The sequence below is a fragment of the Streptomyces naganishii JCM 4654 genome (assembly GCF_014650575.1).
GTDB classification, from domain to species: Bacteria; Actinomycetota; Actinomycetes; order Streptomycetales; family Streptomycetaceae; genus Streptomyces; species Streptomyces naganishii.
Map to the genome: position 1 here is coordinate 359,037 of NZ_BMVF01000006.1, position 16,008 is coordinate 375,044.

Sequence of the window (16,008 nt, forward strand, 5' to 3'; positions counted from 1 at the left end):
TGGGGAGCCCTGGCAGGGAGCCCTCGCCGGGAGTCTTCCTCACCACGTGTGCCGGGGCCGGGCCTGCCTGCCGAACAGCAGGCGGCGCGGTTCCGGCGGTGGGGGAGTGCCCGGCTTGAGCGGCCAGGCGAGGAGCATGCCCACGACGAAGCCGACGACGTGCGCCGCGTACGCCACGGTGCCCGCCGACGAGACGCCCTCGCCGGCCGAGTAGAACGCCTGGAGCACGAACCAGAAGCCCAGCACCAGCCAGGCGGGCAGCCGCAGCGGCAGGAAGATCAGGAACGGCACGAGGACCCAGACGCGCGCCCTCGGATACAGCACCAGGTACGCGCCGAGGACGCCCGCGATCGCCCCCGACGCGCCGATCAGGGGCTGGCCGGAGCCCGGGTTGAGCAGCGCGAAGCCGTACCCGGCCGCGTAGCCGCAGACCACGTAGAACAGCAGGAACCGCACGTGTCCCATGCGGTCCTCGATGTTGTTGCCGAAGATCCACAGGAACAGCATGTTGCCCAGCAGGTGCAGCCAGCTGCCGTGCAGGAACATCGCCGTGAACACCGACAGCGCCGGCGACTTGCCGTACGGCGGCGGGGCGAGCACGCAGCCCGGCCCGTGCGTGCCGAAGCCGACCTCGCCCGTCGGCACCAGGCGCGGCAGCTGATGGTGGACCAGCTCTCTGGGCACGAGCGCGTAGTGCTCGGTGAACGCCTGGAGGTGGCACAGCTGGGCGAGCGTGCCGCCGCCCGTCACCGAGCCGGCGACGCCGGGCGTGGACAGGAACACCACGAAGTTCGCGGCGATCAGGGCGTACGTCACCCAGGGGGTGCGCCGCACCGGGTTCACGTCATGGACGGGGATGACCACAGGGAAGTACTGCCCCCGATGCGCCCGGCGAACCTGCGGCCCCGCCGGATCTCCGCCGCGGGCTGAACGCGGCCGCGGGCGGCTGCGTATGTCTCGTCGACCGTCCGCGGCACGGGCAAGGCGGGCCGCGGGGACGACGTGAGGATCAGGCGATGAACGAACGGGTTGCTCCGCCCATGCACGCCCTGCCCGACGGCGAGGCCGAGATATCCCTGGTGGTCCGGTTGCCCTGGGAGGACGTGGCCCGGCTCGGCCAGGAGGCCGGACGGCTGGCCTCCCAGATGCAGCGTCCGGTGACGCTGGACGAGGCCGTCAGCAACCGCCTCCGCTCCACTCGCCCCTCGGCGGCCCACGCCCGCCCCTCCGCCGAACAGCCACCCGCCACCACCACACCCCCCAGCACCTCGGCCTCGGTCTCCTCCCTCCCCCGCCTGAACGGAACGGCGTAGCCACCACGGCGCACACACCCGCGCGGGGCGCGGGCCCAGACGCCCCTCGGGCGGCGGTTCGCCCGCCACCAAGGGTCAACACCGGCGGCGGTGCGCGTCAGGGGCGGGCGGCGTGTGGGCGGGCGGACGTGGTCATGTCGTGGTTGCGCGGACCTTTGCCGTGGCCTTGCGGGCCGCCACCAGGACCGGGTCCCAGACCGGGGAGAAGGGCGGGGCGTAGCCGAGGTCGAGGGACGTCATCTGTTCGACCGTCATGCCGGCGGTCAGGGCGACCGCCGCGACGTCGACCCGCTTCGCCGCGCCCTCGCGGCCGACGATCTGCACGCCCAGCAGGCGGCCGGTGCGGTGCTCGGCGAGCATCTTCACCGTCATGGGGGACGCCCCCGGGTAGTAGCCCGCGCGGCTCGTCGACTCGACGGTGACCGTCTCGTACCGCAGGCCCACCCGGTGGGCGTCCTTCTCGCGCAGGCCGGTGCGGGCGATCTCCAGGTCGCACACCTTGCTCACCGCGGTGCCGACGACGCCCGGGAAGGTGGCGTAACCGCCGCCCGCGTTGGTGCCGATGACCTGGCCGTGCTTGTTGGCGTGGGTGCCGAGCGGCACGTAGCGGTACAGCCCCGAGACCAGGTCGAGGACCTCGACGCAGTCTCCGCCGGCCCAGATGTTCTCGTGGCCGCGCACCCGCATCGCGCGGTCGGTGAGCAGGCCGCCGTGCGGCCCGAGCGGCAGCCCGGCGGCCCGCGCGAGCGCGGTCTCGGGCTCCACGCCGATGCCCAGCACCACCACGTCGGCCGGGTACTCGGCGTCCCCGGTGGCCACCGCCCGCACCCGGCCGTCGTCGCCGGTCAGCATCTTGGTGACCTCGGCGCCGTCCACCATGGTGATGCCGAGGCCCGTCATGGCCCGGTGCACCAGGCGGCCCATGTCCGGGTCCAGCATCGACATGGGCTCCTTGCCGCGGTTGACGACCGTGACCTCGTAGCCCCGCTTGATCAGGGCCTCGGCCATCTCCACCCCGATGTAGCCGGCGCCCACCACCACCGCCCGCCGGCCACGCGCGCGTGCCAGGCTGGCGAGCAGCGCCTCCCCGTCGTCGAGGGTCTGCACGCCGTGCACCCCGGGCGCCTCGGCGCCGGGCATGTCGGGCCTGATGGGCCGTGCCCCGGTGGCGATCACGAGTTTGTCGTACGACGTCCAGGACTCGGCGCCGGAATCGACGTCCCGCGCGTGCACCCGGCCCGCGGCCACGTCGATCTCCGTGACCTCGGTGCGCATGCGCAGATCGATGTCCCGCGCGCGGTGCTCCCCGGGCGTACGGGCGATCAGCTCGTCCCGCTCGGCGACGTCGCCGCCGACCCAGTACGGGATGCCGCACGCCGAGAACGAGGTGAAGTGGCCGCGCTCGAACGCCACGATCTCCAGCTCGTCCGGCCCGCGCAGCCGGCGCGCCTGCGACGCCGCGGACATCCCCGCGGCGTCACCGCCGATGACGACCAGTCGTTCCCTGCTGCCCCGGTCCCGCGCACGGTTCATGTCCATGTCCATGCGAACACGCTACGGCCACAGGGCATTTCGGCCCGGTTCGGCCAGTCCTAGTCCTGGGTCTCCGGCCCATCGGTCGGCCGCCCGCCCCGCCCGGCGCCCTCCGCGGCCGGGTGCGGGACGTGCGGGGCGCCCTGGAGCGGGCCGAGCGCGGTCATCGCGGGCGCGCCGGCCCTCGCCGCGCGGCGCGGCAGCCGGGGCCGTACGACCCGCAGCCACAGCAGTGTCAGCAGCACCGCCGTCGCCGCGAACGGCAGCACCGCGCCGAGCACCAGGACGATCCAGCGCAGGACGGCCACGAACACGTGCCAGCCGCCCGCCAGCGCGTCGACGAACCCGGGCTCGTGGTGCGAGGCGGGCTCGGTCACCGGGTTCTGGGACAGCGACAGGGTGATGGTGGCCAGGCTGGTGCGGTCCTTCAGGGACGCCTGCTGGGCCAGCAGCGCCTCCAGGTCGGCCTCGCGGCGGCTCAGCTCGCCTTCCAGGGTGACCACGTCACCGAGTTTGGTCGCCTTGTCCATCAGGGCGCGGACCCGGGCCACACTGGCGCGCTGCGACTTGACGCGGCTGTCCACGTCGACGACCTGGTCGGTGACGTCCTGCGCCTTCGCCGTCCGCTCGATCAGCCTGCCGGTGCCCGCGAGGCCGGTGAGCACCTCGTCGTAGCGGGCGGAGGGCACGCGCAGCACGACCCGGGTCTCCTCGTGGCCCTCCTCGTCGCGGCTCGTGGTCTCGTCACCGACGTAGCCGCCCGCGTTCTCGGCCGTCGTACGGGCCATCTCCAGGGCCTTCGGCACGTCCTTGACCCGCACCGTCAGCGAGGCCGTACGGATGATGCTGCTCGCGGTGAGCTTCGGCGCGCCGGTGGCCTGCGAACCGGGGGCCGTGCCGCCGCCCCGTGCACTCCCGGAGCCGTCGGCGGCCCGGGCGGCGCCGCCCGGGTCCGCGCGCCGGGCGGTGTCGCCGGCCGCCTTGCCGCCGGACGAGGAGCCCGAGTCGCCGCCCGCGCCGCATCCGGTGAGCGCGAGCGCGGCGGCGAGCAGAACTCCGGCCAGGGCCGGAACGGGTCGAACCGTACGTCGTACGCGCATGTGGGCCTGCCCCCGGGGTGTCGTGTGGACTGACGCCTCTTCGACGCCCGGACCCGGCGGAACGTTGGCCGGAAACGGTTCCGATGAGGTCACGGTCGGGACTCGCACCGGACACCGGTTTCGCGCCCGGCACCGGGGCGGGACGGGAGTGTCGGTGGGGTCTGAGAGAGTGGGGGCATGAGCGCAACGGGTAGTGCGGGCAGGGGACACGTCGTCGTCGTGGGAGCCGGGATCGCGGGACTGGCCGCCGCGCACCGACTGCTCCGCCGCGGGCTGCGGGTGACCGTCCTCGAGGCCTCCGAGCGGGTCGGCGGCAAGCTGCTGCCCGGCGAGATCGCGGGCGTCCGCGTCGACCTGGGCGCCGAGTCGATGCTGGCCCGCCGGCCCGAGGCGGTGGACCTCGCCCGCGAGGTGGGCCTCACCGACGAGCTCCAGCCGCCCGCGACCGCGAGCGCCTCCCTGTGGACCCGCGGCGCGCTGCGCCCCATGCCCAGGGGCCATGTCATGGGAGTCCCCGGCGACGCCTCGGCGCTCGCCGGCGTCCTGTCCGACGAGGGCCTCGCGCGCATCGGGCGCGATGCCGAACTGCCCCGCACCGAGATCGGCGACGACGTGGCGGTCGGCGCGTACGTGGCGGAACGCCTGGGCCGCGAGGTCGTCGACCGCCTGGTCGAGCCGCTGCTCGGCGGCGTCTACGCCGGCGACGCCTACCGCATCTCGATGCGCGCCGCCGTCCCCCAGCTCTTCCAGGCCGCGCGGGCCCACGCCTCCCTCACGGAGGCGGTCCGCGACATCCAGGCCAAGGCGGCAGGCACCCAGGCGGCCGGCCCGGTCTTCCTCGGCGTCAAGGGCGGTGTGGGCAGGCTCCCGCTCGCCGTCGCGGACCAGGTGCGGGCCCACGGCGGCGAGATCCTCACCGGCACCCCGGTGACCGGGCTGCGCCGCGAGGACGACGGCGACCGCACGGTCTGGCACGTCACCGCCGGGGACCGCGTGCTCGACGCCGACGCGGTGATCCTCGCCGCGCCCGCACCCGTCGCCGCCCGCCTGCTGCGCGGCGAGTCGCCCGAGGCCGCGGCGGAGCTCGACGCCGTCGAGTACGCCTCCATGGCCTTGATCACCCTCGCCTACCGCCGCGCCGACGCCGCGCTCCCCGCCGGCAGCGGCTTCCTCGTGCCCCCGGTCGACGGCAGGACCATCAAGGCGTCCACCTTCGCCTCCCAGAAGTGGGGGTGGATCGCCGACGAGGACCCGGACCTGCTGGTGCTCCGCGCCTCCGTCGGGCGGTACGGCGAGACGGAGATCCTCGGCCGCGAGGACGCCGAGCTGGTCGAGGCCGCCCGCGCCGACCTGCGCGAGGCCACCGGCCTGGCCGCCACCCCGGTCGCCACCCGCGTCACCCGCTGGACCGGCGGCCTGCCGCAGTACCCGGTCGGCCACCACACGCGCGTGGCCCGCGTCCGCGAGCACCTCGGCAAGATGCCCGGACTGGCGGTGTGCGGCGCGGCCTACGACGGCGTGGGCATCCCGGCGTGCATCGCCGGCGCCTACGAGGCCGCCGACCGGGTCCAGGACGGCCTGGGCGCTGTGCAGGAACTCACCACGGGCCCGGTGCCGGGCGCGCTTCGCGGAGCGGGAGAATAGCCCCATGAGCGACGACGCACCCACCACCGAGCCCGGCAGGATCCCCAACAAGGGCAAGCTGGCCAAGGACCTCAACGAGGTCATCCGCTACACCCTGTGGTCCGTCTTCCGGCTGAAGGACGCGCTGCCCGAGGACCGCGCGGGCTACGCCGACGAGGTCCAGGAGCTGTTCGACCAGCTCGCCGCCAAGGACGTCACCGTCCGCGGCACCTACGACCTGTCGGGGCTGCGCGCGGACGCCGACCTCATGATCTGGTGGCACGCCGAGAACAGCGACCAGCTGCAGGAGGCGTACAACCTCTTCCGCCGCACGAAGCTCGGCCGCGCGCTGGAGCCGGTGTGGTCCAACATGGCGCTGCACCGCCCCGCCGAGTTCAACCGCTCGCACATCCCGGCCTTCCTCGCCGACGAGACACCGCGCAACTACGTCAGCGTCTACCCCTTCGTGCGCTCCTACGAGTGGTACCTGCTGCCCGACGAGGACCGCCGCCGCATGCTCGCCGACCACGGCAAGATGGCCCGCGGCTTCCCGGACGTGCGCGCGAACACCGTCGCCTCCTTCTCCCTCGGCGACTACGAGTGGCTGCTCGCCTTCGAGGCTGACGAGCTGCACCGCATCGTGGACCTCATGCGCCACCTGCGCGGCGCGGAGGCCCGCCGGCACGTGCGCGAGGAGATCCCGTTCTTCACGGGCCGCCGCAAGGAGATCGCGGACCTGGTCGCCGGACTGGCCTGACGCCCGCCGGACTGGCCTGACCACCGCCCGACCGGCCTGGCGATCGCCGGGCCGGTGCGAGGCCCGCTCAGCCCTTCAGGGCGTCCCGCAGCTGCTGACGGCGGGTGTCCTGGAAGGAGGGGCGGTCCGGGCGGGGTTCGGGGCGCGGCGCGCAGTCCGCGTCCCGCCCCGGGAGCCGCCCCTCGAGCAGATAGGCGTCCACGTACGCGTTGACGCACCGGTTCGGGCCGTAGGCGATGCCGTGGGTGCCCGCGCCCCGCTCGGTCACCAGCACCGCGCCGGACAGCCGCCGCCGCAGCTCCAGCGCCCCGGAGTAGGGCGTGGCCGCGTCCCGCTCGGCGGCCAGCACCAGCGTGGGCGGCAGCTCGCCCGGCGCGGTCCGCACGTCCAGGGGCCGCTGCCGGGGCGCCCGCCAGTAGGCGCAGGGCAGGTTCGTCCACACGTTGTCCCAGGTCTCGAACGGCGCCACCCGCGCGAGCCGCGTGTTGTCCCGGTCCCACACCCGGAAGTCCGTGGGCCAGGGCGCGTCGTTGCACTCCACCGTCGTGTAGACCGCGGCGGCGTTCTCCGCCTCGACGGCGCCCGCGCGGTACGGCGCGGCCAGCCCGACCAGCGGCTTCTCGTCGCCCCTCAGATACGCCGACAGGGCCCCGGCGGCGCCCGGCCAGTTGGCGTCGTCGTACCCGGCCGCGAGGAACGCGCCCTGCAACTGCGCCGGCCCGACCTTGCCGCCCGCCGGCTTCGAGGCCAGCCGGTCGCGGGCCCGGTCGTACGAGGCCCGCACCGCCCCCGCCGTACGGCCGAGGTGGTACACACGGTCGTAGCGGGCGATCCAGCGCCGCAGGTCCGCCCAGCGCCGCTCGAACGCGGCCGACTGGTCGAGGTTGTCGCGGTACCAGATCCGCGCCGGGTCGGGGTTCACCGCCGAGTCGAGGACCATCCGGCGCACGTGCGAGGGGAACAGCGTGGCGTACAGCGCGCCGAGGTACGTGCCGTAGGAGCCGCCCATGAACGTCAGCCGGTCCTCGCCCAGTGCGGCGCGCAGGACGTCCAGGTCGCGGGCGTTGTCGAGGGAGTTGTAGTACCGCAGGGCGCCGCCCGCGCGCCGCGCGCAGCCGTCGGCGTACGACCGCGCCCGGGCGGCGCGCTTCTTCTTGTACGCCGCCGAGGGGTTCACCGGGGCCTGCGTCGGCGCCTCGAAGAAGTTCCCGGGGTCCTCGCAGGACAGCGGCGCCGAACGGCCCACTCCGCGCGGGGCGTAGCCGACGAGGTCGTAGGCCGCCGCGACCCGCTTCCACTCGGGGAGCAGGCCGATCAGCGGGAAGGACATGCCGTCGCCGCCCGGGCCGCCCGGGTTGAAGACCAGGGCGCCCTTGCGGGGCACCCTGCGCTTGCTGTTGTGCGGGTCCTTGTGGGTGGCGGCCGCCCGGCTGACGGTGAGGCGGATGCGCCGGCCGTCCGGGTGGGCGTAGTCGAGGGGCACCTCCACCGTGCCGCAGCGCATGGCGGCGGGCATGTCCTCGGCGTGCGGGCAGGGCCCGAAGCCGATGCCGGCCGCACGGGCCCGCGCGGCGGCCACGAGGGTGCCGCGCAGCTCGGCCGGCACTTCAGGCGCTCCCTCGGCCGCGGCCGCCGGAGCGGTGGTCGCGAGGGCGGTCAGGAGCAGGGACCCTGCGGCCGTCCATACGGCGGCAGCTCTCATCGCGTATCCCTTCGGCGCGCGGCAGCGACAGAAGGGATGTTTCGTTCACGCCCCGGGGAAGGCAAGCACCGCCCGGGGGGTGTCGGCGCCGATGCGCCCGATACGCCCCGCGCGGACGGCGCGTGCGGGCGCACGGCCGGGGGCCCGTATGCCGTGCGGCGGCGCCGGTCAGTCGCGCCAGGGCTGGTCGCGGTGCGCGAAGGCGGCGCGCAGTTCCGGCTCGCCGATCGCGCGGATGCCGCGTACGGCGACGGAGGCCAGGTACGTACGGTCGCCGTCGCCGCCTCCTTCGCCGCCGGTGCCCTTGCCGCCGGCCCGCCGGGTCAGCGCGGTCAGCAGCCGCTGCCCGGCCGGGGAGGCCCAGCGCGCGTGGGGCGGGATCTCGACGCGGGCTATCGCCAGGCAGCTCAGGGTGAGCGCGAGCGGCAGCGTGAACCACAGGGCGACGAGGTCACGGGGCATGCCGGTCGGGCCGGGCAGCAGCAGCGCGGTCGCGCCCAGTGCCGGCACCACGAGCGCGGCGGCGCGCACCTGGCGGACCCCGGCCGCGACCGTCGAACCCGTGCCGTCCGGCACCGCGAGCCCGGCGCTGACCAGCCGGTCGGCGAGGCCGCGCACCGCGTCCGCGGCGGCGGTCGCCGCCCGCACCGGAGCGATCCGGGACTGGCCCTCCGGGCCGATCGCCCCTATGACGGACCGCTCCATCTCGTCCCGTCCGCGCGGGTCGACGACCGTGGCCCAGCCGGTGTGCGCCAGCAGCAGACGCCGCTGGCGCGCCATGGAGACGAGGGTGACGTCGGCGACCCGCGCGGGACCGCCCGAGAGGAACGCGGCCTCGTAGAGCGTCAGATCGTGTCCGCGCAGCGCCGCCGCGTCTTTCGGCTCGGCGGCCGCCGCGCGTACGGCGGCCAGGCACAGCCGCGTGCAGGCGGCGCCGGCGACGGCCCAGGCCAGCAGCAGGAGAAGGACCCAGAACATGACGTTTTTCTATGCCGACGGCCTGAGAAACACCATGCCCTTTTCACATCGCGGACGTTGTGTGGCCGGTATGTGACGTTCCGTCCTGCGCCGTGGTCAGGGCGTCCGCGACGTCTGCGGGGGCGGGCTGGACTCGGCGGGCGGCAGCGGGTACGCCGGCGAGGCGGACGGGGCCACCGGCACCACCTGGCCGGGGCCGGCCATCGGCCCGGTCGCGGCGGGGGAGTCGGTGGCCGCCGGGCCGCCGCTCGCGGCGAGGTCGCGGGCCAGGGCGGCGAAGTCGACGAACCCGGTCGCCTCCAGGGCCCTGATGTGGTCCAGCGCGGTGGTGCCGGCGTCGTCGGCCAGCGCGCGCACGAGCGAGTTCTGGGTGCTCGCGCGCACCTCGGCGGCCACGGTGAAGGTCTTCGCGTGCGCGAGGCGCAGGATGTTGGCGAACTCGCGGTCGTAGTCCTCGCCCCGCGCCGCGTTCAGGGTGGCGAGCCACCGCTTCTGCTGGGCGCTCGGGTCGTTGGGCAGGTCCAGCCCGAGCTTGGCGGCCACGTCGCGGACCCGCTGGTCGAGGAAGGCGTACCCCTGGACGAGGTGCTGTCCGGCCGTGCGTACGGCGTCGGTGGTGCCCTTCTCCTCCGCCTGCTGTCCGGCGGGCAGTTCCCACAGCCCGGCGAGCCGGACCTTCGTGACGAAGTCGCGGTCCAGTTCGGACAGCGGCCCGTACGGGGTCGCCACGGCGCGGGCGCTCAGCAGGTCCGCGCCCTGGGCCGGCCGGTGCACGGCGGACCAGATCGGGATGAGCAGGGCCACGACGGTCCCCGTCAGGACGGCGAGGATGATGCCGGTCCCGCTGAGGATGCCTCGGCCCTTGACGGGGGGTCGCGGTCGCAAGGGTGCCTCCTGTCGCGGCACCGCACGTCAGTGCGTTTCTGGGTGCGTTTCTGCGTGCGTTATGGGATGCGTTTCGGGATGGGGGAGTTGGCATGTTACTTCGGCTACTTCGGGGGAGACGAAGGTCGTCGGCCCGCCTTTCGGTCCCGCAAAGTGCACGTAACGTATGTAAACGGGCGCTCTCGACATGCGGTCGTGCGGCGGAAATCCTCGGAAACCAGGACATGCCGCCCCGTCGCCGTCCGCCGCGTGTTGAACGGGGCACATCGGCGGCCCAGGGGCGGCGTCGCGCGGGCGTCAGCGGCGCAGCAGTACCCGCCGGGCCGCGTGGGCGGCCCGGGTCGCCCGGTGCCGGGGCCTCGGGGCGGGGCCCGAGCGGTCCAGCCACCACTCGCGCAGCTCGCGCCGAGCCGCCGCGTCCTCCGGGGCCCCGGCGAGCAGCAGGGACGCCGCGAAGTCCAGGGCGTCGCGCCGGTGGCCGCCGCTCATCGGCCGGGACTGCGCGTAGGCGAGGAACGCGGCCCGGTAGCCCCTCCCGAGGATCACCGGCAGCTCCGGCGCCACCTTGGCCACGACGTCGGCCCGCTTCGCCGCCAGAGCCCGCGCCTGCACCCCCAGCCGCGCCCGGTCGAACCCTTCCGGCACGGGCGTCCCGGCGACGAGTGCCGACAGCAGCGCGGTCTGCGCGAGCGCGAGACGCTGCCGCGCAGGCTCGGTGGTGCCGGCCGCCCGCCGGGCGGCGGGCTCGGAGGTGGTCCGCGGGCGGTCCGCCTGCCGGGCGCGCGTCACGCGGCCCGTTTCGACCGCGTCCCGGATGCGGCCCAACTCCCGATCCAGCTCGGCCGGTTCCGGGAAGTGGTCGTCGCGCTCCAGGAGTACCCCGGGTGGGGTCACGCGGGAGGCGAGGTCGGTCAGGATGCCGAGGACCGGTTGCGGGACCGGGTGGGCGTGGCTGTCGTGCCATACCCCGTCCCGCTCGAAGCCGCCCGCCACATGGACGTACGCGATGGCCTCCAGCGGCAGCTCTGCCAGGGCGGCGGCGGGGTCCTCGCCCCGGTTGACGTGGTTGGTGTGCAGGTTGGCCACGTCGATCAGCAGGCGTACACCGGTGCGGTCGGCGAGCTCGTACAGGAACTGCCCCTCGGTCATCTCCTCGCCCGGCCACGACAGCAGCGCGGCGATGTTCTCCACGGCGAGCGGCACGGGCAGCGCGTCCTGGGCGATGCGCACGTTCTCGCACAGCACGTCGAGGGCGTCCCGGGTGCGAGGCACCGGCAGCAGGTGCCCGGCCTCCAGTCGCGGGGAGGCGGTCAGCGCGCCGCCCGCCCTGACGAACGCGATGTGCTCGGTGACGAGCGGCGAACCGAGTGCCCCGGCCCGCTCGGCGAGCGCGGTCAGCCGGCCCTCGTCGGGCCGCTCGGCCCCGCCGAGGCCGAGCGAGACTCCGTGCGGGACCACGGTCACCCCGCGTGCGCGCAGGCGCAGCAGCGACTCGGGGAGGTGTCCGGGGCACACGTTCTCGGCGACGACCTCGACCCAGTCGATCCCGGGCATGCGCTCCACGGCGTCCGCGATCTCCGGCCGCCAGCCGATCCCCGTCCCCAGCCGCTGCCCCGGTCGCTGTGCCGGCTGCCCCGGTCCCTGTCGCCGCCGCTCTCGCCGCTCTCGCTCTCCCGGTCCCGGCATCGTCTCCTCGCCCCCCTCTCGCGCCGTGCGTGGCGTGACGGGGGTATGGCCCCGGCGCCCGGCCCCGAACCCCGCGGGCCCCGGCTTCAGAGCAACATTTGAGGTTCGCCGCCGGTCCTGGCACGGTCCTGGGCCGCCCCGGTCCCGGCTCTCCGGCCCTACCGCCGCCGAGCGCCCCTCACCGCAGCGCCGGATGGTCGGCGACCACCGTGCAGGAGCCGGGGGCGATCTCGGTGAAGCCGGCGTCGCGGACCAACGGCAGCCCGCTGCGCACCAGTTCACGCCAGTGGCCGGGCGAGGCGGTGCGCACGGCGAGCGGGAAGCCCGCCTCGCGCCAGGCGGCGCGGTCCGCGTCCGACAGCTCCCACCAGGCGAGCTGGGCGCCGTGTCCGGCCTGGGCCATGGCCTTGCCGGCCGACATCGCGACCTCGGGGTTCATCCACAGCACCGGGAGGCCGGGGCCGGCCTGGGCGGGCGGCTCGGGGTCGTCGAGGTCGGTGCCGGACACCTGGAGCCTGGCCAGGTCCTTGGGCCAGTCGTCCACGGCGACCGGCGGGAAGACCCGTACCTCGGCCGCCCGGCCGGTGACCGTGATGCCCGGCAGCGCCTCCGCCCGCCGCCACTCGGCGCCGCGTGCCCGCCGCACCACCTTGCGGATCCGGGCGTCCTGCCAGTCGCGCACGGCCCGCGCCCACTCGCCGTCGCCGAGCGACCGCTCGTCGCCGAGCAGCACCAGCACCGCCCGGGCCGCCGTCTCCAGCGCGTCCGTACGGGCCGGGGGCGCGGCCCGCTCGATGCGCACCACCAGCGGCAGCACGAACTGCCGCGCCTGGTCGCGGGCCTCGTCGCGCGGTCGGAAGGGGCTGTCCTCGGGGGCGGTGTACGTGGTGCTCTCGTCGGTGCTCACGCCCCTCAGTCTGTCAAACGCCCGCACACCGCCCCGGACAGCACGCGTCCCTGCCCGAGCCCGCCCCTCCTCAGCTCCTCAGCCCGAGCAGGCCGTGCGCTGGGCCTCCTGCCACTCGCAGACCGGGCACAGGGTGATCCCCTTGTACGACTCCGGGTACTCCGTCGGCTCCCGGCACAGCACGCACTCCGCGTACGGCGGGCCGTCGGCTTTGGGAGGCCTGGCGGTGTCGATCAGGCAGTAGTCGCCGTCGTCGTCGCTCATGGCTCCCAGGGTAGGCCGGTCAGGAGCGGCCGGTCGTGGCGCCGATCAGGTCGGACACCTTGACGAAGCGGTAGCCCTTGGCGCGCAGCCGCGGCACGACCTGCCGCACCACCCGCTCCGTGGTCGGCGCGGCGCTGCGCGTGCAGTGCATGACGACGACCGAGCCGGGCTTCACCCCGTCCAGCACCTGCCGGGCCACGGCGTCCGCGTCGGTGGCGAACGCGTCGCCGCTCACCACGTCCCACTGCACCGCGGTGACCCCGAGCCCGCCGAGCGCCCGCAGCGCCTGCTTGTCGTAGCAGCCGCCGGGGAAGCGGAAGTACGGCATCGCGTGCGGCACGCCCGCCTTGCGGAACGCCGTGTACGCGCGCTCCACGTCCGAGCGCATGCGGTCGGCGGAGACGGTGGGCAGGCCGTAGCAGTCGCCGGTGAAGGCGTAGTGGCTGTAGGAGTGGTTGGCGAGCTCGAACAGCGGGTCGGTGCCGATGGAGCGGGCCTCGGCCGGGTACTGGTCGGCCCACCTGCCGGTCATGAAGATGGTTGCCGGCACCTTCATCGCGCGCAGGGTGGCGATGAGCGCCGGGTTGTCGAAGTGCTCGCCCGCCTCCGCGCGCGGCCCCTGGTCCGCGGTCATGTCGGCGTCGAAGGTGAAGGCGACCGTCTTGCCCTTGGTCCGCGGCCCGTTGCTGAACACGGGGGTCAGACCGCCGGGGCCGGCGGTGAGGGTCGGCGGCCGGGACGGGGCGGCACTGGCGGTGGCGGTCGAGACGGCGGTCTTGGAGGGGGCCGGGTGCCCGGCGCGGGGGGCCTGGGCGGTGCCGCAGGCGGCGAGGCCGGCGAGGGCTGTGCCCAGGGCGCAGGCGGCCGTGAAGCGTCTGACAAGTCTGATCACCGGATGAACGTAGGCCGCGCTCCGGTCATATGAACGGCGGCACGGCCGTGCGATCACCCGGCCGGGGGCGGTGGCGCACCCGGCCGGGGGCCGGTGGCGCGCCGGCTGGTGGCCGGTCGCCCCTCATTCCTCCACGGCGGGCACGCCGGGCCGGGCCGAGACCGCGTCCGCCGCCGCCCTCACCGGGGTGAGCGCGGAGGCGTCCTCGGACTCCTCCGGAACCTCCACGGCGGGCGTCGCCGACTCCCCGAAGTCCTCCACGGCGGGCGTCGCCGCCTGCTCCGGGGCTCGCTCCGGGGCACCGGCCGCGGGCGGCGGCCCCGGCGGTGCCTGCTGGGCCTTCTCCAGGAACCGCAGCAGCTCCACCGGGAACGGCAGCACCAGCGTCGAGTTCTTCTCCGCGGCGACCGCCGTCACGGTCTGGAGCAGCCGCAGCTGGAGCGCGGCGGGCGTGTGCTCCATCTGCTGCGCCGCCTCCGCCAGCTTCCTGGAGGCCTGGAACTCCGCGTCGGCGTTGATGATGCGGGCCCGCCGGTCCCGGTCGGCCTCCGCCTGCCGGGCCATGGAGCGCTTCATCGCGTCCGGCAGCGAGACGTCCTTGATCTCCACGCGGTCGATCTGGACGCCCCACCCGATGGCCGGACTGTCGATCATCAGCTCCAGGCCCTGGTTGAGCTTCTCCCGGTTGGACAGCAGGTCGTCCAGGTCGCTCTTGCCGATGATCGAGCGCAGCGACGTCTGGGCCATCTGGGAGACGGCGAAGCGGTAGTCCTCGACCGCGATGACCGCGTTCGCCGCGTCGACCACCTTGAAGTAGACCACCGCGTCCACGCGCACCGTCACGTTGTCCCGCGTGATGCCCTCCTGGGCCGGGATCGGCAGCGTGACGATCTGCATGTTGACCTTGTAGAGCCGGTCCACGAACGGGACGATCACCGCCATGCCGGGTGCGCGCACCTCCCCGGCCAGCCGCCCGAGCCGGAAGACCACACCGCGCTCGTACTGTTTGACGATCCGCACCGCCGCGGCGAGGTACACGAACCCCGCGCAGCCCACGCCGATCAGAGCGCCCACCACTTCCTGCACCATGACGCGACCCCTCAGTCAGCCGCCCGTGCGCCCGTATGCGCCTGCTTCAACCATAGGCCCGGGGCGGGAAAGGGGGCGAGCCTCGCTACAGGGCGATGAACGCGAGGACGGTTGGCCGATCCTCGTGCCGTGGCGAAGGAGGCGAGGTGGGCGTCAGCGGCTCTCGACGAGCCCCTTGGCGTCCCGGGCGAGCGCGGTGAGGCGGGATATCGCGCGGAAGTACTTCTTGCGGTAGCCGCCGTTCAGCATCTCCTCGCTGAACAGCCGGTCGAAGGGCAGACCGGAGGCGAGCACCGGCACCTCACGGTCGTAGAGCCGGTCCGCGAGGACGACGAGCCGCAGCGCGGTCGACTGGTCCGGCACCGGCCGCACCCCGGTGAGGCAGACGGCCGCGAGGCCGTCGGTCAGCGCGCCGTACCGGCTGGGGTGCACCTTGGCCAGGTGCTCCAGCAGGTGCGGGAAGTCGTCCAGCGAGGCGTCGCTCGTCGCGTACGCCGCCTTCGTCACCTGCTCGTCGGAGTACGGCGCCGGCGCCTCGGGCAGGCCGCGGTGGCGGTAGTCCTCGCCGTCGATGCGCAGGGTGCGGAAGTGGGCGGACAGGCCCTGGATCTCGCGCAGGAAGTCGGCGGCCGCGAAGCGGCCCTCGCCGAGCTTGCCCGGCAGCGTGTTGGAGGTGGCGGCGAGCGCCACGCCGTTGTCGACCAGCCGGCCCAGCAGGGTCGAGACGAGCACGGTGTCGCCCGGGTCGTCCAGCTCGAACTCGTCGATGCACAGCAGGCGGTGGCCGGAGAGGGTCTCGACGGTCTTCTGGAAGCCCAGGGCGCCGACCAGGTTGGTCAGCTCCACGAAAGTGCCGAAGGCCTTCAGCGCGGGCTCGGCCGGGGTCGCGTGCCACAGGGAGGCGAGCAGGTGGGTCTTGCCGACGCCGTAACCGCCGTCGAGGTAGACCCCGCGGGGGCCCGCGGGCGCCTTGGCGGCCCGGCTCCTGCCCTTGCCGAAGCCGAACAGGCCCCGCTTGGCGCCGCCCGCCGCGTGCGCCCCGCCGAGTCCGGCGGCGAAGTCCTCCAGGACGCCGACGGCCTCGGTCTGGCTGGGCTGCCCGGGGTCCGGTATGTAGGTCGCGAAGCGCACCGCGTCGAAGCGGGGCGGCGGCACCATCTCGGCGACCAGCCGGTCCGCCGGGACGTGGGGCTCGCGCTCGCACAGGGACAGCGGTGCGGCGGCGGTCAGGGGGCCGAGCCCGGAGGCGGCTGTGGAGGAGGACACGGTTCCCCATGGT

Annotated in this window: 15 protein-coding genes; 3 read left to right on the forward strand and 12 right to left on the reverse strand. The window is 74.7% G+C overall.

Annotation, left to right across the window (positions count from 1 at the left end):
- Nucleotides 1-39: 39 nt before the first annotated feature.
- The gene (locus IE217_RS13760; protein ID WP_190178111.1) at nt 40-864 is read right to left on the reverse strand and encodes a rhomboid family intramembrane serine protease; all 825 of its coding nucleotides are present in this window, start codon (nt 862-864) and stop codon (nt 40-42) included.
- A 152-nt stretch (nt 865-1,016) separates the two neighbouring features.
- Here IE217_RS13760 and IE217_RS13765 point away from each other — a divergent pair, with 152 nt between their 5' ends.
- Complete coding sequence (locus IE217_RS13765) at nt 1,017-1,313, forward strand: hypothetical protein (RefSeq protein ID WP_190178112.1); 297 nt, start codon at nt 1,017-1,019, stop codon at nt 1,311-1,313.
- 132 nt (nt 1,314-1,445) lie between these two features.
- Here IE217_RS13765 and IE217_RS13770 read toward each other — a convergent pair whose 3' ends face one another.
- Nucleotides 1,446-2,852 carry an FAD-dependent oxidoreductase gene (locus IE217_RS13770; RefSeq protein ID WP_190178220.1) on the reverse strand — a complete coding sequence of 469 codons (1,407 nt, stop codon included), beginning with the start codon at nt 2,850-2,852 and terminating at the stop codon, nt 1,446-1,448.
- Nucleotides 2,853-2,905: 53 nt separating this feature from the next.
- Nucleotides 2,906-3,946: a DUF4349 domain-containing protein gene (locus IE217_RS13775; protein WP_190178113.1), complete on the reverse strand. Its 1,041-nt coding sequence runs from the start codon at nt 3,944-3,946 to the stop codon at nt 2,906-2,908.
- 177 nt (nt 3,947-4,123) lie between these two features.
- On the opposite strand from IE217_RS13775, the gene hemG reads away from it, so the two are divergent.
- Nucleotides 4,124-5,590, forward strand: coding sequence for a protoporphyrinogen oxidase (gene hemG, locus IE217_RS13780; protein WP_190178114.1), 1,467 nt, complete (start codon nt 4,124-4,126; stop codon nt 5,588-5,590).
- Between the two features lie 4 nt (nt 5,591-5,594).
- Nucleotides 5,595-6,326 (forward strand): hydrogen peroxide-dependent heme synthase, encoded by a 732-nt coding sequence (gene hemQ / locus IE217_RS13785; RefSeq protein ID WP_190178115.1) that lies wholly within the window; start codon nt 5,595-5,597, stop codon nt 6,324-6,326.
- 67 nt (nt 6,327-6,393) lie between these two features.
- Here hemQ and IE217_RS13790 read toward each other — a convergent pair whose 3' ends face one another.
- The 9 genes from IE217_RS13790 to zapE all read right to left on the reverse strand — a co-directional run bounded on the left by IE217_RS13790 (nt 6,394) and on the right by zapE (nt 15,995).
- A complete protein-coding gene (locus IE217_RS13790) occupies nt 6,394-8,028 on the reverse strand; it encodes an alpha/beta hydrolase (protein ID WP_190178116.1) in 1,635 nt (544 codons plus the stop codon).
- Nucleotides 8,029-8,196: 168 nt separating this feature from the next.
- Nucleotides 8,197-9,006 carry a TIGR04222 domain-containing membrane protein gene (locus tag IE217_RS13795; protein ID WP_190178117.1) on the reverse strand — a complete coding sequence of 270 codons (810 nt, stop codon included), beginning with the start codon at nt 9,004-9,006 and terminating at the stop codon, nt 8,197-8,199.
- A gap of 96 nt (nt 9,007-9,102) precedes the next feature.
- Nucleotides 9,103-9,891 carry a DUF4142 domain-containing protein gene (locus IE217_RS13800; RefSeq protein ID WP_190178118.1) on the reverse strand — a complete coding sequence of 263 codons (789 nt, stop codon included), beginning with the start codon at nt 9,889-9,891 and terminating at the stop codon, nt 9,103-9,105.
- A gap of 297 nt (nt 9,892-10,188) precedes the next feature.
- The gene (locus tag IE217_RS13805) at nt 10,189-11,445 is read right to left on the reverse strand and encodes an MbnB/TglH/ChrH family RiPP precursor modification enzyme (RefSeq protein ID WP_229865278.1); all 1,257 of its coding nucleotides are present in this window, start codon (nt 11,443-11,445) and stop codon (nt 10,189-10,191) included.
- A 310-nt stretch (nt 11,446-11,755) separates the two neighbouring features.
- Entirely contained in the window at nt 11,756-12,493 is a 738-nt protein-coding gene (locus tag IE217_RS13810; protein WP_190178221.1) for a peptidyl-tRNA hydrolase, read from the reverse strand.
- 69 nt (nt 12,494-12,562) lie between these two features.
- Nucleotides 12,563-12,748 carry a hypothetical protein gene (locus IE217_RS13815; protein WP_190178120.1) on the reverse strand — a complete coding sequence of 62 codons (186 nt, stop codon included), beginning with the start codon at nt 12,746-12,748 and terminating at the stop codon, nt 12,563-12,565.
- 19 nt (nt 12,749-12,767) lie between these two features.
- The gene (locus IE217_RS13820; protein ID WP_190178121.1) at nt 12,768-13,640 is read right to left on the reverse strand and encodes a polysaccharide deacetylase family protein; all 873 of its coding nucleotides are present in this window, start codon (nt 13,638-13,640) and stop codon (nt 12,768-12,770) included.
- A 123-nt stretch (nt 13,641-13,763) separates the two neighbouring features.
- On the reverse strand, nt 13,764-14,729 hold the full coding sequence (locus IE217_RS13825; protein ID WP_190178122.1) for a slipin family protein: 966 nt from the start codon (nt 14,727-14,729) through the stop codon (nt 13,764-13,766).
- Nucleotides 14,730-14,882: 153 nt separating this feature from the next.
- Nucleotides 14,883-15,995 carry a cell division protein ZapE gene (zapE, locus tag IE217_RS13830; RefSeq protein ID WP_190178123.1) on the reverse strand — a complete coding sequence of 371 codons (1,113 nt, stop codon included), beginning with the start codon at nt 15,993-15,995 and terminating at the stop codon, nt 14,883-14,885.
- Between the last annotated feature and the right edge of the window lie 13 nt (nt 15,996-16,008).